Consider the following 22,743-nt stretch of genomic DNA (forward strand, 5'->3'; position numbering starts at 1 on the left):
GTTCAGATTCCTGCGTCCTTCAGAGTATGGGGGCAGGCGCACTTGCTTCTCTTCTCCGGGATCTTGGGCAATGTGGCGGAGATCAGCCTGCGGACCTTCTCCACGTTCTCGGCCATCACTCTCAGGACAGTGGGCAGGTCCACCGGCTCCGGCGCCCACACATCGTAGTCGGTGATGGTGGCCAGGGAGGTGTAGCACATGTCCAGCTCCCTCGCCAGCTGGCACTCCGGGACTAGGGTCATCCCGATTATGTCGGCGTAGCTACGGAACATATTGGACTCCGCTCGAGTGGAGAACCGGGGGCCCTCTATGCACACATAGGTCCCGCCCACATGGAGAGGTATCTTCAGCTTCTTCGCCTCCTTGGCGAATAGGGAGTTCATCTCCTCGCAGAAGGGGTCGGCCAAGGAGATGTGAACTGTCCTGGACCCGTCATAGAATGTATAGTCCCGGCGCTTAGTGAGATCGATGAACTGGTCCACGATGACCAGGTCCCCCGGGCGGTAATCCTCCTTCAGCGAGCCCACGGCGCAGGGAGAGACTATCCTATCCACCCCTAGCTGTTTCAAAGCCCATATGTTGGCCCGGTAGTTGATCATGTGGGGCGGCAGCACATGCCCGCTCCCGTGACGGGCGAGGAAGGCCACCTCCACCCCGTCCATGGTACCCACTTGAACGCAGTCGGAGGGCGGTCCGTACGGTGTCGATAAAGAGATCTTTTCCTTGATGTCGAATATCTTGGGGTCGTATACTCCAGTTCCGCCGATGATCCCGATGCGTGGTGCCATGGACCGCGCATATTATCCCAGCCTAATAAATTCGATGTCGGTCAAGCGAACAATGGAAGCGAGCCTTTTTTTATGGAAGGAAAATATCCCAATGCCGAACAGAATGGCGGTCAAAGCTGAGATGAACCCTGTCCGGGGAATCCGGACCTTCCCCGCCTTCCCTCTGGTATTGGGCGTGGTCGGGAAGGAGGAACGTAATATCATCACCCTCTCCTTGGTGCACGTATTTTCATTCAATCCACCTCTGATCGGGGTCGGCATCTCGCCATCACGGCACAGTCACGAGCTCTTCCATCGCTCCCCCGACTTCAGCATCAACATTCCTCCAAAGGAATTGGTGGAGGAGTCCATATTCTGCGGTGAGAAGTCCGGAAAGGACATGGACAAGTTCGAGGAGACCGGCCTCACTGCCGTTCCCGGAAAGAAGATAGGAACGCCGATCATAGAAGAATGCCTGGTGAACCTGGAGTGCCAGAAGACCCAGGTCTTCGATACCGGTGACCATACGTGGTTCCTGGGAGAGGTGGTGTGCGCGCAGGCGGTGGAGAACTATGATCGGGAACGTGCGCTCATCTACTGGGCAGGGGAGTTCCGAACCGTGGGAGAGATCATCAGAGGCCGCTGATGCGCTTCCCGTCCGATCCCCTGGAGGATTGGGCCGTGCACTGCCACCGCAGAGGCGCCACCATATCCTTGGACAGCAGCGGAGCGTCCACTCCCGGCCCTGACGAGTTCCCTCTTAGGGTGGAGGAGTTGGGTGATGAGGCCGAGGCGGAGGCCGAGCTCCGGGAGGCCCTATGTCGGGCTTATGGCGTTGATGACGACATGATCGCCCTCACCATGGGTGCCCAGCATGCCGATTTCCTGTTCTTCCTGACACACCTGAACCCCAGCGATAAGGCAGTGGTGGAGAGCCCCACGTTCATGCCCATTCGCCGCCAGGCGGAGGAGGTCGCTAGAGTGTCGAGCCTGGAGCGTTCCCCGGCGAAGGCGTACGTTCCGGATATGCAGGACCTCAGCGATAATCTCCGGAGCGGGGCCAAGGTGGTCGCGCTCACCAACCTTCACAACCCCTCGGGCGCCATGCTGGGCGATGAGGTCCTTTCCGGGATCGTGGACGAGGCCCAGCGTACGGGAGCATTGGTCCTGGTGGATGAGGTGTTCAGAGAGATGAGCTATGGGCCAGTTCCCAAGGGCGCGTACCAGTTGGGGGATAACGGAGTGTCCGTCTCCAGCGTCACCAAGCTCAATGGCCTGCGAGGGCTGAGGGTAGGGTGGCTCCTGGGACCGCCCCCCGTGGCCAGGGCGGTGGAGGCCGCCCGGTTGTACACCAGCTACAGGCTGCCGGCATGGTCATGCCGCCACGCCGCGGAGGCCGTGAGGCGGCGTGAGTGGTTCCGGGAGCGCGCGCTGCAACACGCCCATGAGAACCTACCAGCTGTTGAGGACTGGCTTCGGAGGGAGACCCGCGTCCGCTGTCATCGTCCCCAGGGGGCCTTCATGGCACACATCGTCCTGCCGCGGGGGATCGATGACCTGGAGCTGAGCGAACGGCTACTGGATCGAGGGGTGGCCGTGGGTCCGGGACGCTACTGGGGGGCTCCCGGCACAATAAGGTTGACCTTCTCCTGTCCGCGCTCCCAGCTGGAGGTCGGTATGGCCTACATATCCGAGGTCCTGGACCTCCTGACCCGGGGTTGAGATCGCTCACTGCAGGGGATGGGCTCGGGGATATGAGCCCAGAACTTTTACGAAAGCTGCCCGGCGCACCAGATCGGTGAGGGCCTCGGCGACCTTGGGATCATTGACATGGCCGTCGATGTCGACGAAGAACACGTACTCCCAGGCCCGCCCCTTCCGGGGCCTGGACTCCACCTTGGTCATGTTGATCCCCCTGCTGGCGAAGGCCCCCATGGCCTCATAGAGCATCCCCGGGACGTTGCGGGTGGCGAAGGCCAAGGAGGTTTTATCCCCTCTGTCCAGCAAGCGCGAGGCCCTCTGGATGGCGAAGAACCGAGTGAAGTTCTCCTCGCTGTTCTGTACTCCCTCGCGCAGCACTTCCAGGCCATAGAACCTTGCCGCCCGGCAGGAGGCGATGGCCGCCTCCTCTGGGAGTGCATTGTCGCGGACGTGCCGCGCCGAGCCCGCAGTGTCGAACGAGGGCACCTTCTCCCATTGAGGGAACTTGGCCAGGAACGTTCGGCACTGTCCTAATGCTTGGGGGTGGGAGTAGACCCGCCTGATGCGCGTTATGTCCGATCCGGGGTTCACCATGAGGCAGTGGACGACCGGCACCAGGACCTCGCCCACGATGATGAGGTCGTTCTCCAACAGAAGGTCGTTCACGGCCGCCACCGTCCCTTCCAGGGAGTTCTCCACGGGGACCATCCCATAGTCCGCCTCCCTCAGCTCCACCGCGCGGAACACGCTCTCGAAGTCCGGGCAGGGCAGGGTTTGCACCTCCTTGAAGAACAGGGCCACCGCATCCTCGGAGAACGCACCTTCGACGCCCTGGAACGCCACCTTCACCATGTCAACCACCGAAGAACTCCTGGTGGATGGTCTTGGTGGTGACCTCCAGGTCCTTCCTCTTCACGGTGAACGTCAGGGCCACGGTGGATGCCCCGGCGGATATGAGCCCGATATTGGTGCCGGTCTTGGCCACGATGGCGAAGACCCTGCCGGCGATGCCTACCTTCTGGCCCAGCCCCTCGCCTACCAGGCACAGCAGGGCGACGTCGCGGACGGTCTCGAAGCGGTCCACGACCCCCCGCTTGGCGTCGGACAGGGCTTTCTCCGCATGCTTCAGCTCCTTTTCCTCGATGAGCAGGGACAAGCACGTCTGTGAGGTGGCGGCCGAGTAGATGTTTATACCCGCCTCCGACAGCAGCACGCTGATCTCGGACATGACACCAGACTTCGATCCCAGCCCAGAGCCGTACACCTTGAGCATGGCCATGTTAGGCATGCTGGATATGCTCTTGATGGTCTTGCGGCCCTCGACCCCTTTGGGGTTGATGGCCGTACCCTCGTAATCAGGCTTGAACACGTTCTTCACTTTGATGGTGATGCTCTTGGCCCTCGCCGGTTCCACTGTACGGGGATGCAGGACCTTGGCCCCGAAGTAGGACAGTTCCGCGGCCTCCTCGTACGACAGCTGGCTTATGGGAACGGCGGTCGGCACCACCTTGGGATCGGCGGACATGAACCCGTCCACGTCCTTCCAGATCTCTAGGCTGTCCGCGTCGATAGCGTTGGCGATGATACTAGCGCTGTAGTCGGTCCCGTTCCTCCCCAGCAGGGTTATGTGGCCCTCCGGCGTCTTACCGAAGAAGCCGGTGACCACGGGTACCTCCTGCCGCTTGAACATCTCGTATATGCGTGGAGCGACGTTGTTCCTGGTGGTCTCCATCTCCACTGTGGCCGAGCCGTAGGTGCCGTCGGTGATGATCCCCAGCTCGTCCGCCTCCACGGGCATGGCGTTCACACCCATCTCCTGCAACATGGCGGCCATGATGATTACGCTCATCCTCTCGCCGAACGACTGCACCAGGTCCTTGGTCCGGGGGGTCAGTTCCTCGAGGTATATGATGCCGTACAGGATCCTTTCCAATCGCACCAGTTGGGAAGTGAGGAGGCTAACGGCCGTCTGCTTCACATCCATACTGTTGGCGACCTCGGTCAGTATCCGGAGATGACGGTCCCGCAGGTCCTTTATGAAACGCTGGACCTCCTCCTCGTTGCGTCCCGCGGACATGAACTTGAGCAGCGAGTCGGTTATCCCCTGGATGGCGGACACGACGACCACCTTCTCCTCCTGGTCGGAGGAGATGATCTTGCCCACGCTGATCATGCTGGTGCCGTCCTTGAGGGATGAGCCACCGAACTTGAGGACCTTCATCCTTCCCTGACCCTCCGCACAATCTCCTTAGGCGTACGGTACACGCAGATCTCCGCCTCGTCCTGGGTCAAGCCTGCACCCATGGCCACGAGGATGGCCCGCTCCTCGGAGATGATGTCGTAGGGCGAGTGGGTGTCGGAGTTGACCACCATGCGAGCGTCGACCTTACGGGCCATCCGCACCACGTGCCCGTTGGTGAGGCAATGGGAGGGCCGGGAGGTGATCTCCAGGACCACGCCGTTATCGGCCGCTGCCTGGGCATCCTCCATGGTGATGAACCCGGGGTGGGCCAGGATATCCACGTCGGGGTTGTTCACGGCAGCCCTGTTGGTCCCCCTCTCCACCGGTTCGGATATGGTCTCGCCGTGCACCACGATGATCTCCGCCCCAGCCTTTCTGGACCTGGCGACCATGTCGTCAAGGCGGTTGGCAGGGATATGGGTAAGCTCCACACCCACGATCATGTCCAAGTCCCATTCCCGAGCATAGGGGACATCCCGTTTGGTCTCCCGGATGATCCTCTCGACGTTGCTGGCATCCGCATGATCGGTCACCGCGATGGCCTCATGCCGCATCACCGCGGCCCGTCGGGCAAGCTCTATGGGCAATAGTTCCCCATCGCTATGCAGGGTGTGCATGTGAAGATCTATCCTCATTTCCGTCTCCCTCCCTTATGCCTCTCGCTGAGCTTCATGAAGACCTCCTCCAGGGGCAGTTCGAGGTACTCGTACAGGACCATCTGATGATATATGAGGTCAGCGGCCTCCCACACCTGACCGTCATGGTCCTTGCCCTTGCCGGCGATGGCCAGTTCCCCTGCCTCCTCGATCACCTTCTTGAGCACCTTGTCCTCGTTGGACAGGAGCTGATTGGTATAGCTTCCCTCTTGGGGGTTCTCCTTCCGATCTCTGATGATCCTCCTGAGCTCCGGGACGATGGCCGCGGTCCCTCCCACGTCGCCATAGAGGACGTCGCTGAAGCAGGACGGGCGCTCCAAGTGGCACGCGTTCCCGGTCTGGCGTACCCGGACCAGCAGAGTGTCGGCATCGCAATCGGTCTGAATGCTAACGATGTCCTGCACGTGTCCGGACTCCTCGCCCTTCATCCATAGCTTCTGGCGCGACCGGGACCAGAAATGGGTTCTCCCGGTGCTGAGCATGAGCTCGTAAGCCTCCTGGTTGGTCCACGCCATCATCAGGACCTCGTTGGTCAGGGCATCCTGGACGATGACCGGCAGGAGGCCGTCCTCGTTGAACCTCAATCCCTCGCTCATCTTACCAGGACCCCCCGGTCAGCGAGATACTTCTTGACGTCCCCCACAGTGTACGTGCCGTAGTGAAAGATGGAGGCCGCCAAGGCCGCGGAGGCGTTGGTCTCGGCGAACACCTGATAGATATGTTCGGGATTTCCGCATCCGCCTGAGGCGATGACCGGGATGGTGACCGTGTCCGCTACCAACTGTGTGAGCTTGATGTCGTACCCGTCGGTGGTCCCGTCGGCGTCCATGCTCGTTAGGAGGATCTCCCCCGCACCGCGGTCCTCCATCTCGTAGGCCCAGTCCACGGCATCGAGCTCGGTGCGCTGACGGCCCCCATGGGTATAGACCTTCCATCGACCCCGTTCCTTCTTGGCATCGATGGCCACCACCACGCACTGGCTCCCGAAGTCCTCGGCGCAGGCGGTGATGAGGTTGGGATCATGCACCGCCGAGGTGTTCACCGAGACCTTGTCCGCGCCGGCGTTGAGGGCCAGCCTCATATCCTCCTTGGAGCGTATACCGCCGCCTACGGTCAGAGGGACGAACAGGCCCTCGGCGGTCTTCTCCACCACTTCCAGCAGCGTCTTGCGGGCATCCGAGGAGGCGGTGATGTCCAAGAACACCACCTCATCGGCCCCCTGCTCCTCATATGCCTTGGCCAGGTCCGGAGGGTAGCCCACACCGGTGAGGTTTTGGAACTTGACCCCCTTGACGACCTTTCCGTCGGTGACATCGAGGCATGGAATGATGCGCTTGGTGAGCATGTCAGCCGCTCCTGTACTTGACCGCGTCCTTGGTGCTGAGGACGTTCTCCCTCGGAACCACCGCCCTTTTCAGGGCGATCCCCAGGGCCTTGAAGCTCGCCTCTATCACATGGTGCTCGTCCATGCCGCGGTGGACGATGATATGGAGCGTTATACCCGAGGACATGGAGAAGGAACGCAGGAAGTGCGAGTACAGCGGGTCCGGGCAGTCGGCATCGCAGTACGGACGGTCCACGATGTCCAAGGAAACGGTCACCAGAGCATCGTCCATGGGCACCATGGCCGAGGCTATGCGCTCCACTGGGATGTCGGCGAGCGACTTCCGGAAGGCGGTCCCCAGGGCGATGGCCACATCCTCGATCAGGTGGTGAGGATTGTCCCCCGTGGCCCGGAGCTCGAGGTCGAAGGAAGCATAGCGGGTGAGCGTCTCCAACATATGCCTGAGGAACTGGTCGTCCAGATCCACCTCGCTCTTCCCGCTCCCCTCCAGCAATAGGAACAGTGAGATGTCGGTCTCCTTGGTCTTGCGGGCCAGCTTCGCCTCTCTCATCATCACAGCCCCCATACCTGCTCTGGCCTGATAGTTCCCAGATACAGCGCCATCCCTACGATGACGGACTTGACCCCGATGTCCTCGAGGACCGCCAGGTCATCGAGGGTGGTGACCCCGCCGGAGATGATGACATCGTGGGGGCACATGCTCAGGAAGTTCTTCGTCTCCTGGACATCGATCCCCTTGGCCTTTCCCTCGACGTTGACGTTGGTGTGCAGCACACCGCCCAGGGGGAGGCCCTCCGTGGCTTTCAGGACATCTTTTAGCTTGATCTTGGAGGACTCCTTCCACCCTTTCACCTGCACCTTTCCGTCCAGGGTGTCCAGGGCAAGGATGATCTTCCTTTGGTTGGACCTTGTCAGTTCAGCGAACCATATGGGATCTGTGATCGCCCTGGTCCCTACGACCACCTTGGAGGCGCCCAGGTTCAGTAGGGTCTCCGCCACCTCCGTGGTACGGATGCCTCCTCCTACTTGGATGGGGACCTGCACCCGGGACATGATCGAGGTTATGGCCTCGAAGTTGTCCCCCCGGCCCATGGCCGCGTTGAGGTCAACGACATGGATGGCCGGAGCTCCCTTCCTTTCCCAGTCCTGAGCTACCTCGCGGGGGTTCGACAGGGAGACCTTCTCGGTCCCGGGCTTTCCTCCAACGAGCTGGACGACCTTGCCGTCCATAAGGTCCACTGCAGGTAGTACTATCATAGCTTGGCCTCGATGAATTTTACGAAGTTCCTCAGGAAGACCGCCCCGGAGGCATTGCTCTTCTCTGGGTGGAATTGCACTCCGAGCACATTCATTTTTCTGAAGGCTGAGGGAAATTCTCCGAAGTAGTCGGTGGTGGCCACGGCCGCATCCTCGGAAGGTACGCCGTGGTAGGAGTGAGCGAAATAGTAGTAGGGGGAGGGAGTACCCTCGAAAGCCCTGTCCGTGGAGACGACCTTGTTCCACCCCATGTGGGGGACCCTCTCGGCCTTCAATCGGATCACATTGCCCTTTATGATCCCCAGACCCGGCCTCCTGCCTTCCTCACTGCCCTCGAACAGGATCTGCGCCCCTATGCATATGCCCAGGCAGGGCGTCCCGGCGTTGAGGCGGTCGGCAAGCATCTCCTTGTAGGGTAGGAGCCTCTCCATGGCGCTGTCGAAAGCTCCCACTCCGGGGAACACTATGACCTCGGCGTCGAGGAGGTTCTTCATATTGGACTCTATCACTGGACGCGCGCCTGCCAGCTCCAAGGCCTTGCGTATGGAGTGCAGGTTGCCAACGCCATAGTCGGCAATGGAGACCTTAACCTTTGGCCTCTGGCCGATGCGGTAGGAATCGTTCTCCTCGGGGTACTTTATGGATCGTCTGATGGTCACCATTCCTTCATCACCTCTCCCAGCTTGGACAGCAGCATGTCGTTCAGCTCCCGGGTCCCGATGGTGGTGCGCAGGCAGTTCTCCAGCATCCTCAACCCTCCGAAGTTGCGGACGAGAACGCCCTTATCCGCCAGTCGCTTGACCAGCTCCCCGGAGGGGTGGGGGCTCTTGAACAGTATGAAATTGCTCTGCGAAGGATACGTCTTGAAGCCTAGGGACTCCAGGCCCTGTGAGAGGCGTTCCCTCTCCTTCTTGACCAGGTCCACGGCCATATCCACATATGTGGTGTTCTTCAGCGCCGCCATCGCCGCCCTCTCGCTCACCTGATTAAGAGAGTAGGGTATCTTGATGCGCTGCATGATGCCCGCCATCTTGAGGTTGGAGGCCATGTACCCCACGCGCATGCCCGCTAGACCGTAGGCCTTGGAAAATGTGCGTGTAACAATGAGGTTATCGAACTCCTCGACCCGCGGTAGGAACGACCTGTCGCTGTACTCCCCATAGGCCTCGTCAACCACCACAGGGCCGTCGTGCTCCCGGACCAACCTTTCCACGTCAGCATGGTCGAAGGTGTTGGCGGTCGGATTATTGGGGGTGCATAGTATGATGATCTTGCCCTTGGCCGCCAGCATGGCATCGGGGTCCAGCTGGAACCCTGGCTTTAGGTCAACGGTAGCGAACCGTCCGCCGTTTATCTTCACGAAGAAGCCGTGGAGGACGTATGACGGATAAGGAGCGACCACGGTCTCGCCCGGCTCCATGAACGACTTGAACACGATGTCGAGCGCCTCGTCGGAACCGTTACCGACCACGAAATTGTCCTCGTTGAGGCCGTAGCGCTGGGCCAGGGCCTGGCGCAGGCCGTCGGAGTAAGGAGTGGGGTACTGGTTCAGGTCCAGGTCCATGCTCTTGGCGAGAACCTCCCTCACACATGGATTGGTCCCCAGAACATTGATGGAAGTGTCCATACGCACTGCCTTTTCCTTAGGGTTATAATACAACGGTATGTCCCTTACGGTGGATCTTACCCATTCTTCCTTCATCTGGGCACCTCAGGGGACCATGCGGTCTATGGGAACTATGAGTATTCCGGTCGCCCCCAACCGCTTGAGCTTGTTGACCGACTGATATATCTCGGTCTTGTCCACCACCACATGTATGGCGACCACGTCGTCACGACCAGCAATGTTCATAACAGTGGGGCCGGCGATGCCGGGAAGGAACCCCCTCACCTCATCAAGGGACGTTTTGGGCACGTCGGCCATCAGGTAGCGTTTCCTCTCAGCGTCCATCACGCTCCGGATGGCGGAGGCGAGCTCCTCCATCTCCGTCCTCTTGACCTTCATGGCCTCCTTGCTGGCGATGAGGACAGCCTGTGACTCTGCGATAACCGCGATCTCCTTGAGGTGATTGGTCTTGAGGGTGCTCCCACTGGACACCAGGTCCACGATCAGGTCCGCTACCCCCAGGTGTGGAGTGACCTCCGCCGCTCCGGATATGGTGGCGACCTCCACCTTCTTCCCTTGCTTCTTAAAGTACTTCTGGGTCATCCCCGGGAAGGAAGTGGCTACGATGGATCCCTCCGGTATGTCCTCCACTTTGTCGATCCCCATCTGCTCTGGGACCGCTACTGACAGCCGGCACCGACCGAAGCCCATGTCCATCAGCTTATGGACGTCCAGACCCGATTCCAGCACCAGGTCCCAGCCGGTGATGCCCATGTCCACAGCGCCCTTATGCACGAACTTGACTATATCCTGCGCCCGCAGGAACATGACCGAAAGGTCGCCGTTCTTGACGGAGGCGTAAAGCTTCCTCTCGCCCCCGTCCTCCAGTTCTAGGCCCGCCCGCTCGAGTATCTCCACCGACCTCTCGTTCAGGCGCCCCTTGTTCGGCACGGCCAGTTTTATCGACATACCTTCATCCCGTCTCTACAATGAATTGGTGATATCCTGTCCCCATAAAAAACATGTGTCCTTTATTCAAGGTCCAGCCTCGGACAAGGTCCGTCGCCCCACCGTAGCTTGTCAGGCCAGAATATTTTTCTATAGCCGGTTCGCATTATCGTCAGGATATTGCTTGAAGTTAATGCTGGCGACTCCCCCTTGGAGGACCACGGAGATGTGGCCCCCTCTAGGTATCCTGTACATCGCAGGTGCTCTCAAGAAGGCCCGTCCCCAGGACGAGATATTGATCGTTGATGCCTTCTGCCTCAACTACACCGTGGACCAGATGGTGGAACGGATCGCAAAGGAACGGCCGGACGTGCTGGGCATGAACTGCTCCACCCACACGTTCCTGGTGACCATGGAGACCTTGCGGAAAGCTCACGACCTTTTCCCGGAGATGAAGATCATCCTCGGCGGCTACCATGCCACCTTCGCCGCCCGCAACATACTGAGGGAGTATCCGTTCATTGACCACATCATAAAGGGAGAGGCGGAGCGGGCGCTGCCCGTGCTCCTTGACCGCATGGAGAACGGGCGGGGTGTGGAAGACGTGGAAGGGCTCACCAGCCGCAGGGAGAACGGGGGTTGGATAGACAGGCCTCTGGCCCTCATCGAGGACCTCGATTCCCTGGAGTACCCAGACCGCTCCCTCCTGGGAGACCTGCGGTACGGCTACTACTTCCAAGGGATACCCCTTACCTTCCGCAAGTTCACGACCATATCCACGTCCCGTGGCTGCCCCTTCTCGTGTACCTACTGCTCATGTGCCGCGTTCTCCGAGAGAAAGTGGAGGTTCCGCAGCGCCGAGAACGTGGTGGGAGAGATGGAAATGCTGTACCACCAAGGTTACAGGGAATGCGTATTGGTGGACGATAACTTCACGCAGAACACCGCTCGAGTGGAAGAGATCTGCCGGCTCCTGACCGAGAGGAGGATAAAGATGAGGCTGTACTGCGAGGGCAGGGCAGGGCACGCGTCCCTCCCACTTCTTAAGAAGATGAAGGCCGCAGGATTCAACGTCATATATTTCGGGGCGGAGTCCTCATCCCCCAAGGTGCTTCAATTCTACAACAAGAAGCAGACCCCCGAGCGCACCGAGGAGGCGGTGGCCAATGCCAAGAAAGCGGGGATGCTGGTGATAACTTCCTACATTATAGGCGCACCCATAGAGTCCAAGGAGGAGATGCGTTCCACCATCGACTTCGCCCGATCCCTGAGGCCGCATGGGGTACAGTACAACATCCTGGACCTCCTGGTGGGAACGCCGCTGTGGGATGACCTCAGGACCAAGGGGGTGGTGAAGGAAGAGGACTGGAAGACCAACCACAGGGTCTTTGAGTACTTCCCCGAGAATGCTTCCCAGGCGGAGCTGGAGTCCCTGGTCAAGGACGGATACGGAGCCTTTATGGACGCCTGGAAGAGCCTAGGAGGGGTCAAGGAGCTGTTGCACGTTCTGATGGTGAACCCCACTGCCCGCAGCATAATATTCGGGAACCTCACCAACCCGGATGCTCGGAGAGCAGTCACCAGCGGTCTCAAGGACCTTTGAACGCACATGTCCCGGTTCGAACACCATTCAGTTCTCCCCACGATCCCCACTGACAAGGGTGAGCTATATCGCCACAAAGGGCCATATCCCTGCCGTGTAAGAGGGGAAGAATATGGCCAAACAGGAGTCCGGCGATGAATTGTTGACATGGCATACTAGGTGCTTCACGTGCCCCAACAAGATTCGGTGCCGTGATGAGAAGGTTGTCCGTGGGTCCAAGAAATGCCTCAACCTCCTTAGGCACGCTCGCAAGAAGTGAGTTGGGTCTTGACATCGATAACCTGGTCCATCAGATGGCGGCAGGGGCCCGGACCTGCTCACCCGGCCCCAGGACCGCTCTCTCGCGGAACAGGCCTGAAGGAATGGATATCTCGAACCTGGACCCGCTACCATCATGGCCGGTCTCCTGGATGGAAATCCCTGATAGGCGGAGCACCTCCGCGACCAAGTGGAGGCTGTGGCCTCGTCGCCCGCGGAACTCCCAGTTGAAAAGCTTCTTCCGGTCCCCCGAGGAGATGCCCCTCCCGTTGTCTTGGATCGTAACCACGAGGCCTGAGGCGGTGAGCCTGGAGCTGATGGTGACAGTGCTGAGGGTGCCACCGTGCAATAGTGAGTTCTCTACCAGTTTGTAGAACACCTTCTCCAGCATGGGATCGGCGAGCACCTCATAGTTCTGCAGGTCGATGTTCACCTTCACCGTTCCCAGGTCCAACTTGGACATCGCAGAATGGCAGCTCTCGTCCAGTTTGATCCACTTAGGTCTTGTCTGGCCCAGATTCAGATAGTCCTCGTTGAACATGATCTTCTGGTCTATGCTCCTGGTGGTCGTCCGGGCTTTGGCCATCAGTTCCCTTATCACAGGATCGTGGGACCGGTTCAATGCCATCTGCAGGTAACCGTTCAACGTCTTGATCTTGCGGCTGATGTCGCTGCGGGTGATATCTCCCATGAGGGCGATCTTTATCTCTGCCAGGCGGACCGCCTGTTCTGCCATTATGCGGTCGGTGACATCGGTGATGGAACCGTAGATGCCTTCCACCTCGCCGTGGGGTCCTTTATCCGGACGCACCCTGCTTTTAAGGCTGACTATAGAGCCGTCCCTTCTTATCACACGGAACTCGATGTCGACCTCCTCCTTGCCCAGTTTTATGAGCTTCATGCTCTCCTGGTAACGGACCAGATCATCAGGGTGCACCAATTCGAACATGTCCCTATATGGCATGTCCTCCTCTGGTTTCAGTCCCAGAATGCGGTAGATCTCATCCGAGAAATGATGCACCTTCCGCACCCAGTTTATCCTGAAGCTCGCGATCCGAGAGGCTTTCTCCAGCTCATCCAGCAACCGCTGGTTCTCCTGCAGGCGGCTTTCCGTCGCCCTAAGGTAGGTGACATCCATTATCGTACCGAAGATGCCCTTGACGTTGCCCTCATCGTCCAGCTCCAGGCGGCCGCGGTTGCGCAGATGGCGGAGTCCGGAGTTGGGGACGACCAGCATGTACACGAAATCGAACTCGGTGTTGCGGTCGGGTATGGTCCACCATGCTTCCGAGAACGTCTCGCGGCCCCAGGGGAGCCCGAGCTTCATGTAGTTGTCGTCCTCCTGCCCCACCTTGAACGGGTCTAGCCCACAAAGGCGGTAGGCCTCCTCGGTCCAACTGGCGGTCCCGTTCACAAGGTCGAGGTAATAGCCTCCGATCTGGGCGGCCCTCTGCGTTTGGTTCAGCAACCTCTCTGAATTACGCAGCTGCCGCTCCACTTCCTTACGCTCCGATATGTTTCTCACTATCAGTAAGTTCGCGGGCTGGCCCGCTAGGTTAATGGGGGTGCACGAGACCTCCACAGGAATGGTTCTCCCATCCTTAGCGAGGTGGCATGTCTCCACGATGGAGACGTTCTCCTTCATGGATTGGGTCTGGACCTGCAACGAACGATCGCTCTTGCTGCCTGTTTCGACAGCTTTGATGTCCATGCCGATCAGTTCCTTATGGGAGAAACCAAGCAACCGGCTGGCGACCTTGTTGGCCTCCAGTATCTTACCTCCCTGATCGACGATAAGGAACTCATCATTGGCGTTGTCTATGATGTTCTGGTACTTCCTTTCGGAGTCCAGGCGGGCCGCCTCGGCCTCAATCCTATCGGTGACATCCCTGGAGCTCAATACGAAGCCGGTGGGCAGTCCGTCCTTCCCGCGAATGGCCTTTCCTATGGTCTCCAGCCAGAGATACTTATTGCTCGCTATCATAAAGCGGCATACGATCTTGGCTCTATTCTCGCATTCTCCAGAAGCAATTCTCATGAACTGCTGCCTCACCATCTCCCGATCCTCTGTGTGGACCCATACCAGGGCGTTCTTTCCAATCAAAGAGGCAGCATCATGCCCCAAGATCGCTTTTACAGATGGACAAACGTATTTCACATTGCCCTTGGTATCGATCTCGAAGACAATGTCCGTCATGTTGTCGGTCAGCAGGCGGAGCTTCTCCTCTCTCTCCCGCAGCATGATCTCTGTTGCCCTTTTCTGCGCGAGCTTGAAGATGGCGTTCTTCAGCTCCTGGAACTGCACCGAGGGATTACCTCCCTTCTGGATGTAGAAATCGGCACCGTTGTTGATCGCCTCCATGGCGACCTCCTCACGGCCCTTGCCGGTGAAAAGGATAAAGGGAACGTCATTGCCCTTGTTCTTCAAGGCCTTAAGGAGGTCGATGCCGCTCATCTCGGGCATCTGATAGTCCGAAACGATCACATCGTAACCTCCTTTAAGGATGAGAGGTAGGGCCTTTCTGCCGCTATCCAAGGCCAAGATCTCGATGTCGCCGTCCATCTCCAAGAAGACTTTTGTCACCTCTAGAAGGGCGGGTTCATCATCTACGTATATGGCTCGAATAATATGCACGGTGGAACGGACAAAGAAACATTACTATTATTATTAAAATAATATATTTCAGAATCAATTCTGATATTGTGCCTGCGCATTCATTATGATGGAACTTAAATCTTGTCGACTGGAAGGTGCTCTACTTTTGTCACCTTCTCCAAAGAAATGCCGGTCCTGGTCAGGGGGGGCAGCTTCCCCTTCATGGCCATCTTTCCCCCCACCACGGCGGCGGCCCCTTCCACGCCCGGAATGGAGCAGACAATGTCCAGGGCGTGCCTTATGACCTCATCATCCTCGGAGGTCAGCAGGTTACCCAGCAGGGTGGCGCAGGTGTCTGCCAAGATGACGTTGGAGGAGACCACGGTGGCGGCATCGGAGACACCGAAGGAGATGGAGGGGCCGACAGTGGCAGACGAGGTGCATATCCCGAAGACCCCGTTGCGGGGAGGGCAGGCGAAGCCCAGACCTTTGACCGACGGACCAGCGTACCATCCCACTCCCGTTTCCCGGTCGATGAGCAGGGCGATGTCCCCGCCATTGTCCACGATCGCATATGACGCTCCTGCCGTCCGCATGTCCAGGACCGCCCTCTCTGCTATGGCCCCGGCCACACCGGCCATTGGACCCACTCCCGCCGCCAAGGCCGCATCGCACATCCTGTGCACTATTTCTGGGGCATGAGGAGGGCAAGGGTAGGGCTCCAGGGTGACCTGGAAGAAGGGGTCCTCCTCGATGTACCTCTCCACGGCCTCCCGGGATCGGAATATCGACCTCTCGGCGATCGGGAGGAACTCATCCTCTGCTATGATGGTCACCGCGGTCTCGCGGACCTCGAAGTGCTTCCTGGTCATGCCTGGAGCTTCATCGCCAAGGGTGGGCAGGAGCTGACGCACAGGCCGCACGCGATGCACTTTTCCAGATGGAACTTTACGGTCCAGTCCTTACGGTCCATCTCTATGGCGTCCGCCGGACATATGGAAACGCACATCCCGCAGTTGGTGCATCGGGACTCGTCCTTGGTGACGAACTCGTTAAGCTCCTTGACCGTTACGCCCATGGACTGCAGATAGGCCACGCCCTTGGTGATCTGAGCAGGCTTACCGTCGACCTCTATCAGCAGCTGTCCTCCCTGTTCCACCACCTCTGCCCTGAGGATATTGAACCGCAGGTCGAAGTCCTTGACCAGGACATAGGTGATGGGCTCATTGACCAGTTCGGGGCGGAAATACAGGTTGAACTTACGTTTGGCCATCTACAGCACCTCCTCCTTCGAGCACACGTCCAACGGTCTTTGCTCTCTGCTCGCGGGCAGGGGGACTACCGGCTCCGTGAGCTGGAACTCGTTCTTCATGATCATGGACTTGAGGCGTTCGGCGATCATGCGGGCCTTAAAGTACGATGACAGGGAGGAGGTCTTGACCTTCTTCCCGAACAGATCCACCGTACCACTGCGCAGCTGGGCGTAGCTCACCTCGATCATCGGCTTGCGGTTCCGGGACTGTATGGCATAGTCCAGGACCGGGGCGTAGATCTGATCATCACGTACACTGGCCGTTCTCATGAGGTCCTCGTCCAATATGGGGATGGGCACCCCGATGCCGACTCCCAGGCTGGGACCGTAACCGTGGAAGTTGAGGGCCCGCAGGAACTCGTCGCTCATGCCCCTCAGGTCTCCGATGACCGCCAGGTTGCGTCCCGCGGACGAGGGCACTCCGTTCCTCTCGGGCACGCCGGTCTTGTACTGCGTGCCCTCCCAGGCCACATAGCCTATACCCCCTCCGAGGAATATCCTGGTGCCTATGCCTATGGTCCGTAGCTTAGGGTCCTTGAGCAAGGGGGAGAGCTGGCCTGCGCTGCAGTAGGTCGCGTTGCCGTAGTGGGGCAGCAGCTTCCCCATGTAGGTGAACAAAGCCTTCTCCGATGAGTTGGTGGCCACCCCGTAGTTCTGATAGGCGTTGCGGGGGTTGAACATGTATGCCTGGTTCACCGACTTCAGCGAGATGTAGGTATCAATGTCCCGACGAGGGTAGCAGTCGGTACCGTACGCCGATGCCCGGAGGTGGACCGCTTCCCCTTTGACCAGGGATTCTATCACATGGGCTCCGCCGTACTCCATGCCGTCCCCCTCACGCAGCTCGGTGGCTCCGATATATGCATCCACCGCCGCCAGGCCCGTGTAGGCAGGCACTTCGTTCAGCCATACCTTCTGCATCTTGATGGGTGGCTCCGAGTGACCGAAGTTGATGAACGCTCCCGAGGAACACATAGCGCCGAAGGTACCCGTTGTTACAACGTCCACCTCCTTGGTGGCCTTCTCCAGTCCCTGGCTCTCCACCAGTTGGATGGCCTCCTCTGCCGTCATGACGACAGCATCGCCCTTCTCGATCTTCGCGTTGATCTCTTCGTACGTTCTCTTCACGGAATCACCTTTATAGGAGCTTCTTGGCGTTTGCCAGTTCGGCGTTGAGGACCGAGCCCCCCGCGCCTCCCCGGATGGTATTGTGGGACAGGACGAACATCTTGAAAAAGTTACCCTTCTTCCTTACTCTTCCCACGACCGTGCCCATGCCACGCGCCCTCTCCGGCTCCCCGGCGTTCACATCATACACTGGTTGGGGACGGTCCGCCTCCTTGCGCACGATGACCGGCCTGATGGGCGCGGTGGGGAGCTTCAGGCGTTGGGGCTCGGCCTTGAATGATGATAAGGTCTTGATCATCTCTTCCACGGTAGCATCCTCCTCGGTGCGCAAGGTGACGGATTCCAGGTGCCCGTCCTCCACCGGCACCCTGACGCAGGAGGCTAGGACCTCCACGGGATGGTCGACGAACTTGCCCTTGCTGAGCGAGCCCAGTATCTTGGCCAGCTCCATCTCCATCTTCTCCTCCTCGTTCTTGATGTACGGGACCACGTTCCCAAGGATGTCCAGGGAAGGTACCCCTGGGTAACCGGCGCCGGAAACGGCCTGATAGGTGGAGGCGCACACGAACTCCAGTCCGAACGATCTGTCCACCGCCTTAAGCGGCACAGCTATGCCGGTGGTGGAGCAGTTGGCGTTGGTGACGATGAAGCCCCCATCCTTGAAAGTGGCCTGTTTCTTCACCATATCCAGGTGAGGTGTGTTGCACTCCGGTATGAGCAGCGGGACGTTCCCCTCCATTCGGTGGTTCGCCGCGTTGGAGAATACTGCGACCCCGGACCCTGCGAGCTGGCTCTCGAACGGCCCGGCGATATCGGACGGCAGCCCGGAGAACGCCACCCTGCAGTCACGGGCGATATTGGGGACTATCAGCTGCTCGATCCTCATGTCCAGGATGTCCTCCCCGAACTCATGGTCTTTTACCTTGAGGGTGTCGCCCAGCCTCTTGCCCTCGGACCTCTCCGAGGCGTACAGCCCCCCGATCTCGAACATAGGGTGGTCCTCCAGAAGCTGCACGAACCTCTGCCCTATCATCCCCGTTGCTCCCAGAACCGCGACCTTTATCTTAGCCATTCAGTTGCCTCCGAAATATTCACTGCCCTCTGTCATCATCCTCTCGAACGCCTCTCGGTCCCCCTTGACCCCCGCCTCCCGGAGGTCGTCGAGGGCGCGCTGCAGGTAAGCGAGAGCTTCTATATTGTGCGGGTTGAGATGTTGGATCTCATAGTAAAGTTGAGCATTCTCCGATGCCACGTCCCTTGAGATCCCCACCTGCCGGTGGAATGTGGTGGAACCGGCGCGGTCCAGGTCCTTGTACCCTCTGCCGCTCTGGCGAAGCGCCTCGAAGAAGGCGATGTTGACCGCATGGCTCAGGCCCAGCACGTACGCCATCAGTGAGTCGTGCTCCTCCACGTCCAGCTCGATGACGTTGGACCCGTCCACCAGTGGTCTGGCCAGGTCCAAGGCCTCGATGGAACCGCAGTTGCACATGACCACATTGCGATTTATGATGGAGGGGGCCTCGGGCCCGAACATGGGGTGCAGGGAGCACACCTTGGCACCCCTAGCCGCGGCTTCACGCAGCACGGGTATGGACGGCGCCTTGATGGACGCAATATCGAAGACCAGCCCCTTGGGGTCGTATGACAGCACCTCCTTGAGCACCTCCGCCGTCTGTGAGATGGGGGTGGCCAGCACTATGACCTCAGCGTCTCTCACACCCTTCTTGAGGTCCTTCTCGACAGGGAACCGGGCGTTCTCCCCCTTGTCGAAGATCCTGATCTTGTGGCCCCGGGAGGCGAAGAACCGGCATAGCCAGCCGCCCATTCGACCGTTGCCGCCGACGATCAGGAACCTCTTAGATTGCTGTGGTCTGGGTATACGTCCCTGCTGCTCGATGGACTCGACTATGAGCAGTTCCGCGATGTGGCGGGCGGAATCGGCAGACATCCCGAACTCCTTCGCTCTGACCATGTAACGTTCGATGACCTTCTCCTCAACCTGGGGTGCGCGGAGGGGCAAGGAGTCGTTGGCCTTCATCTTACCCATCTCCACAGCTGCCGCCGTACGGTTGGCCATCATGCGAAGGATCTCGCGATCGATCTTCTCGATGCGCTTTCTAATGTCTTCTATGCTCTCACGCAATGAAATCACCTCTCAGGCATAGATCGGCCAGGACCAATGCCGTGGCCGCCTCCACCACTACTACGGCCCGGGGGACGATGCACGGGTCGTGCCTCCCCTCGACCTTGATGGTGGTGTCCTCCATCCTGTCAAGGTCGATCGTCCGTTGCTCGATAGCTATGGAGGCCGTGGGCTTGAACGCCACCTTGATGTCCAAGGGCATGCCGTTGGACAGGCCCCCGAGCACACCTCCGGCGTTATTGGTGATGGTGCTCACCTCGCCGTCCACCACCTGGAAGGAGTCGTTGTGCTCCGAACCCCTCATGGATGCGGCCCGGAAGCCGGCCCCGAACTCGATGCCCTTCACCCCAGGGATGGAGAACATCATCTTCGCTATCTCCCCTTCCAGGGAATCGAAGAAAGGCTCCCCTACGCCCATGGGGAGACCGACGGCAAGGCAGCGGACGATGCCTCCCACACTGTCCCCTTCGTGCTTCGCCTCCATGATCTCATGGATCATGTCCAAGGCCAGGGCGGGATCGGCGGAGCGCACCGGGTTCTCCTTGGCCTGCCGCTTCACTTCCTTGAAGGTCCTCTCCTGATCGTCCTCCACGCCGCCCAGGCGCTGGGTGTAGGCCGCGATCTGGACGTTCAATCCTCGGAGCATCTCCTTGGCCACGGCGCCCGCGGCCACCAACGGGGCCGTCATCCGGCCGGAGAACTGGCCGCCCCCCCGGAGGTCGACCGTTTCACCATACTTCCGGAGGGCCGTGAGGTCGGCATGGCCTGGGCGGGGCATCGCCCGGAACTTGTCGTACTTCGAGGAGTCGGTGTCCTTGTTGGCGATGAACAGCACCACGGGCGCGCCCGTGGACCTATCGTCCACCACGCCCGCGAGTATCTCCACGCGGTCCTCCTCCGCCCGCGGCGTTCCCAATGCTCCGGACGGGCGGCGCAGCTCCAGCTCCCTCTGTAGATAGTCCCGGTCCACATCGATCCCCGCCGGCACCCCGTCCAACACGCAACCAATGCCGGGGCCGTGGCTGGAGCCGAAGATGGTGAGCCTCAGCATGGTGCCGATGGTGTTCAGTTGACCACCTCTACATTGGCCCCCAACGCTCTCAGGTCCTCGGGGAACCGGGGGTAGGAGATGGCGTAACTATCCCCGTGGGAGATGGTGGTAGTGCCCTCGGCGACCAACCCCGCCACGGCAGCGGCCATGAGGATGCGGTGGTCTCCAGAGGGGTCGATGGACCTGCCCTTGAGGCGGGTGGGTCCTCTCACGACACAGCCATCCTTCCGCTCCTCGATGTCCGCGCCCATGGCCTTGAGGAAGCTGACCGTGGTGGCGATGCGGTCGCTCTCCTTGAAACGCAGGTGCTCGGCATTGGTCAGCGCGCTCTCTCCCCGCGCCTGCGTGGCCAGAACGGCAAGGATAGGGAACGCGTCCGGCGAGTCTCCCAGGTCTACCTCCGTGCCATGGAGATCGCCCTTTCCCACGGTGACGCTCTCCCCACCCCGGGTGACCGATGCCCCGAACCTCGCAAGCACGTCGAGGATGCTACGGTCCCCCTGCTGGTCCTGGGGGTCAAGACCCGTCACCGTGACCTTCCCCGCCAGTGCCCCCGCCACCAGGGGGAACGAGGCCGAGGAGTAGTCGCCAGGGATGGTGTAGTCCCGGGGGCGGTAACGCTGGCCGCCCATCACACGATAGCCGTTCTTGGTCTCGGCGGTGGTGGCGCCAAAATGGGACATCATGTCCCGCGTGATCTGCACGTAAGGCCGTGACTTCAGGGGCGTGGTGATCACTATCTCCGTGTCCAGCTCCTTCAGGGCCGAGGAGATCAGCAGGGAGGAGATGAACTGCGAGCTGATGTCTCCCTTGATGTGTGTCCAGCGGCCCTTGTTGGGACCACGAATGATGAGAGGGGGGCAGCCGTTGTTCTGGGAGGAGGCGTGAACGCCCATCTCCGTCAGGGCACTGATCAGGGGCTTCATGGGTCTCTGCTGCAAGGAGGCGTCCCCGGTGAGGGTCACGCTGTACGGAAGCAGTGAGGCAATTCCCGCGAGCAGCCTTATGGTCGTTCCCGAATTGGCGCAATCGATGGCCGAGGCCGGTGCCCTCAGGCGTCCGCCCCGCACGATGCGGTCGTCGTCCTCCGCCCGGAACGAGGCCCCGAACTGCTCCATCCCCCTGACGGTGGCCTGGGTATCGCCTCCTATGAGGGGGCGACGCAGCCTCGTCTCCCCATTAGCTAGACCGGCGAGCACCAGTGCCCGGTGGGTGTGGCTCTTGGAGGGGGTGGACGACAGTGTCCCCTGGAGGGCGGACGGCTTTACGATGAGCTTCACTCCGTACCCTCCCCGTTGAACACGTCCACCACTCGGAGCTGGTACTCCTTCATGGACCCCATGAACTCATGGACCTTGTCTTCGACCACGAGCATCACCGTGGCCGGTCCCGTTCCCGTAAGGCCTGCCGCCAAGGCCCCGTTCTGAAGGGCCTGCAACGCGATCTCCTGGTCCAGGCCGAGAGCGGTGGAATAGCACATCCCGTTCAGGGTGAGCGCCCGGTAATGATCCCCTTCCTGCGCTTGCTTGAAGGCCAGGTCCACGAGGCCCCTGACGGCCGATATCCTTTTCCTCGGCAGGTCGCTCTTGCGTATCTGCCCATCAGGAACGTGGACGACAGCCTTGATGTAATCAGGCATCCGGGAACGGTACAGGACCCTCTCGGACCTGTTGTCGGTCAGCACCACCCCGCCCATGGCACAGGCGCAGGCATCATCGAAGGCGCCGGTGATGGACACGCCGGCATCCAATGCCGCCTTGGTACCTATCCGTATAGCATCCAGCCGGTCCATGGTCTCGCCCAGCGCGTCCAGGGTGGCCAGGACGATGGCGTTGGCGGCGCTGCTGCTGCTCTTCAATCCCCGGGACACGGGTATCTGCGAGGTTGTCCTGACCTCCGCATGGTAGCTCCTATTGCCGCCCTTGGCCTCCAGGACGCCCTGCACACATCGCTCCGCCAGGGACGTGGCCTCGCTCGGAAGCCCGTCCATGGTGACGACTATGCCATTGCCCGTGGTTAGCTCCACTGTGGCCTCGGTCCTAAGGTCCAGCCCGAATGCGGCACCTTTCCCGCCAGCGATGGCATTGACTATGGTGGCGGCGCCATGGCTCATTCCCTTGCCCTTCATGG

24 protein-coding genes are annotated in these 22,743 nt (G+C 60.0%); 4 read left to right on the plus strand and 20 right to left on the minus strand.

Annotated features, from left to right (window positions below; genetic code table 11):
• Window positions 1-2: 2 nt before the first annotated feature.
• Window positions 3-788, minus strand: coding sequence for an S-methyl-5'-thioadenosine phosphorylase (locus GXX95_05575; GenBank protein ID NLT37609.1), 786 nt, complete (start codon window positions 786-788; stop codon window positions 3-5).
• 103 nt (window positions 789-891) lie between these two features.
• On the opposite strand from GXX95_05575, the gene GXX95_05580 reads away from it, so the two are divergent.
• Window positions 892-1,413, plus strand: coding sequence for a flavin reductase family protein (locus GXX95_05580; protein ID NLT37610.1), 522 nt, complete (start codon window positions 892-894; stop codon window positions 1,411-1,413).
• The gene (locus GXX95_05585) at window positions 1,413-2,489 is read left to right on the plus strand and encodes a pyridoxal phosphate-dependent aminotransferase (GenBank protein NLT37611.1); all 1,077 of its coding nucleotides are present in this window, start codon (window positions 1,413-1,415) and stop codon (window positions 2,487-2,489) included. The genes GXX95_05580 and GXX95_05585 overlap by 1 nt, the downstream gene beginning before the upstream one ends.
• A gap of 6 nt (window positions 2,490-2,495) precedes the next feature.
• On the opposite strand, the gene pheA is transcribed toward GXX95_05585, so the two are convergent.
• Genes pheA through GXX95_05635 form a run of 10 tightly spaced genes read right to left on the minus strand, consistent with a single transcriptional unit; the run spans window position 2,496 to window position 10,543 of the window.
• Window positions 2,496-3,320: a prephenate dehydratase gene (gene pheA, locus GXX95_05590; protein ID NLT37612.1), complete on the minus strand. Its 825-nt coding sequence runs from the start codon at window positions 3,318-3,320 to the stop codon at window positions 2,496-2,498.
• A gap of 1 nt (window position 3,321) precedes the next feature.
• Window positions 3,322-4,689: an aspartate kinase gene (locus GXX95_05595; protein ID NLT37613.1), complete on the minus strand. Its 1,368-nt coding sequence runs from the start codon at window positions 4,687-4,689 to the stop codon at window positions 3,322-3,324.
• Window positions 4,686-5,345 carry a histidinol phosphate phosphatase domain-containing protein gene (locus GXX95_05600; GenBank protein ID NLT37614.1) on the minus strand — a complete coding sequence of 220 codons (660 nt, stop codon included), beginning with the start codon at window positions 5,343-5,345 and terminating at the stop codon, window positions 4,686-4,688. The genes GXX95_05595 and GXX95_05600 overlap by 4 nt, the downstream gene beginning before the upstream one ends.
• Window positions 5,342-5,962, minus strand: a complete 621-nt coding sequence (locus tag GXX95_05605; protein ID NLT37615.1) for a bifunctional phosphoribosyl-AMP cyclohydrolase/phosphoribosyl-ATP diphosphatase HisIE — start codon at window positions 5,960-5,962, stop codon at window positions 5,342-5,344. Before GXX95_05605 ends, GXX95_05600 begins: the two co-directional genes overlap by 4 nt.
• Window positions 5,959-6,711, minus strand: a complete 753-nt coding sequence (hisF, locus tag GXX95_05610) for an imidazole glycerol phosphate synthase subunit HisF (protein NLT37616.1) — start codon at window positions 6,709-6,711, stop codon at window positions 5,959-5,961. The genes GXX95_05605 and hisF overlap by 4 nt, the downstream gene beginning before the upstream one ends.
• Window position 6,712: 1 nt before the next feature.
• The gene (locus GXX95_05615; protein ID NLT37617.1) at window positions 6,713-7,261 is read right to left on the minus strand and encodes an imidazoleglycerol-phosphate dehydratase; all 549 of its coding nucleotides are present in this window, start codon (window positions 7,259-7,261) and stop codon (window positions 6,713-6,715) included.
• A gap of 2 nt (window positions 7,262-7,263) precedes the next feature.
• Window positions 7,264-7,968 carry a 1-(5-phosphoribosyl)-5-[(5-phosphoribosylamino)methylideneamino]imidazole-4-carboxamide isomerase gene (gene hisA, locus GXX95_05620; GenBank protein ID NLT37618.1) on the minus strand — a complete coding sequence of 235 codons (705 nt, stop codon included), beginning with the start codon at window positions 7,966-7,968 and terminating at the stop codon, window positions 7,264-7,266.
• The gene (gene hisH / locus GXX95_05625) at window positions 7,965-8,630 is read right to left on the minus strand and encodes an imidazole glycerol phosphate synthase subunit HisH (GenBank protein NLT37619.1); all 666 of its coding nucleotides are present in this window, start codon (window positions 8,628-8,630) and stop codon (window positions 7,965-7,967) included. Before hisH ends, hisA begins: the two co-directional genes overlap by 4 nt.
• On the minus strand, window positions 8,624-9,670 hold the full coding sequence (gene hisC / locus GXX95_05630) for a histidinol-phosphate transaminase (GenBank protein NLT37620.1): 1,047 nt from the start codon (window positions 9,668-9,670) through the stop codon (window positions 8,624-8,626). Before hisC ends, hisH begins: the two co-directional genes overlap by 7 nt.
• A 9-nt stretch (window positions 9,671-9,679) precedes the next feature.
• Window positions 9,680-10,543 (minus strand): ATP phosphoribosyltransferase, encoded by an 864-nt coding sequence (locus GXX95_05635; GenBank protein NLT37621.1) that lies wholly within the window; start codon window positions 10,541-10,543, stop codon window positions 9,680-9,682.
• A 205-nt stretch (window positions 10,544-10,748) separates the two neighbouring features.
• Here GXX95_05635 and GXX95_05640 point away from each other — a divergent pair, with 205 nt between their 5' ends.
• The gene (locus GXX95_05640; GenBank protein ID NLT37622.1) at window positions 10,749-12,125 is read left to right on the plus strand and encodes a radical SAM protein; all 1,377 of its coding nucleotides are present in this window, start codon (window positions 10,749-10,751) and stop codon (window positions 12,123-12,125) included.
• Between the two features lie 112 nt (window positions 12,126-12,237).
• Window positions 12,238-12,384 carry a hypothetical protein gene (locus GXX95_05645; GenBank protein NLT37623.1) on the plus strand — a complete coding sequence of 49 codons (147 nt, stop codon included), beginning with the start codon at window positions 12,238-12,240 and terminating at the stop codon, window positions 12,382-12,384.
• 30 nt (window positions 12,385-12,414) lie between these two features.
• Here GXX95_05645 and GXX95_05650 read toward each other — a convergent pair whose 3' ends face one another.
• From GXX95_05650 to GXX95_05690, 9 genes are all read right to left on the minus strand, one after another.
• The gene (locus tag GXX95_05650) at window positions 12,415-14,967 is read right to left on the minus strand and encodes a PAS domain S-box protein (GenBank protein ID NLT37624.1); all 2,553 of its coding nucleotides are present in this window, start codon (window positions 14,965-14,967) and stop codon (window positions 12,415-12,417) included.
• Window positions 14,968-15,113: 146 nt separating this feature from the next.
• Entirely contained in the window at window positions 15,114-15,851 is a 738-nt protein-coding gene (locus GXX95_05655; GenBank protein NLT37625.1) for a UPF0280 family protein, read from the minus strand.
• The gene (locus GXX95_05660) at window positions 15,848-16,252 is read right to left on the minus strand and encodes a 4Fe-4S binding protein (protein NLT37626.1); all 405 of its coding nucleotides are present in this window, start codon (window positions 16,250-16,252) and stop codon (window positions 15,848-15,850) included. Before GXX95_05660 ends, GXX95_05655 begins: the two co-directional genes overlap by 4 nt.
• Window positions 16,253-17,419: a hypothetical protein gene (locus GXX95_05665; protein ID NLT37627.1), complete on the minus strand. Its 1,167-nt coding sequence runs from the start codon at window positions 17,417-17,419 to the stop codon at window positions 16,253-16,255.
• Window positions 17,420-17,429: 10 nt separating this feature from the next.
• The gene (asd, locus tag GXX95_05670) at window positions 17,430-18,491 is read right to left on the minus strand and encodes an aspartate-semialdehyde dehydrogenase (protein ID NLT37628.1); all 1,062 of its coding nucleotides are present in this window, start codon (window positions 18,489-18,491) and stop codon (window positions 17,430-17,432) included.
• A complete protein-coding gene (locus GXX95_05675) occupies window positions 18,492-19,562 on the minus strand; it encodes a prephenate dehydrogenase/arogenate dehydrogenase family protein (protein NLT37629.1) in 1,071 nt (356 codons plus the stop codon).
• Window positions 19,555-20,613, minus strand: coding sequence for a chorismate synthase (gene aroC / locus GXX95_05680; protein NLT37630.1), 1,059 nt, complete (start codon window positions 20,611-20,613; stop codon window positions 19,555-19,557). The genes GXX95_05675 and aroC overlap by 8 nt, the downstream gene beginning before the upstream one ends.
• A gap of 14 nt (window positions 20,614-20,627) precedes the next feature.
• Window positions 20,628-21,893, minus strand: coding sequence for a 3-phosphoshikimate 1-carboxyvinyltransferase (gene aroA, locus GXX95_05685; protein ID NLT37631.1), 1,266 nt, complete (start codon window positions 21,891-21,893; stop codon window positions 20,628-20,630).
• Window positions 21,890-22,741, minus strand: a complete 852-nt coding sequence (locus tag GXX95_05690) for a shikimate kinase (GenBank protein ID NLT37632.1) — start codon at window positions 22,739-22,741, stop codon at window positions 21,890-21,892. The genes aroA and GXX95_05690 overlap by 4 nt, the downstream gene beginning before the upstream one ends.
• Between the last annotated feature and the right edge of the window lie 2 nt (window positions 22,742-22,743).

Source organism: Methanomassiliicoccus sp., assembly GCA_012719175.1.
Taxonomy (GTDB): domain Archaea; phylum Thermoplasmatota; class Thermoplasmata; order Methanomassiliicoccales; family Methanomassiliicoccaceae; genus UBA6.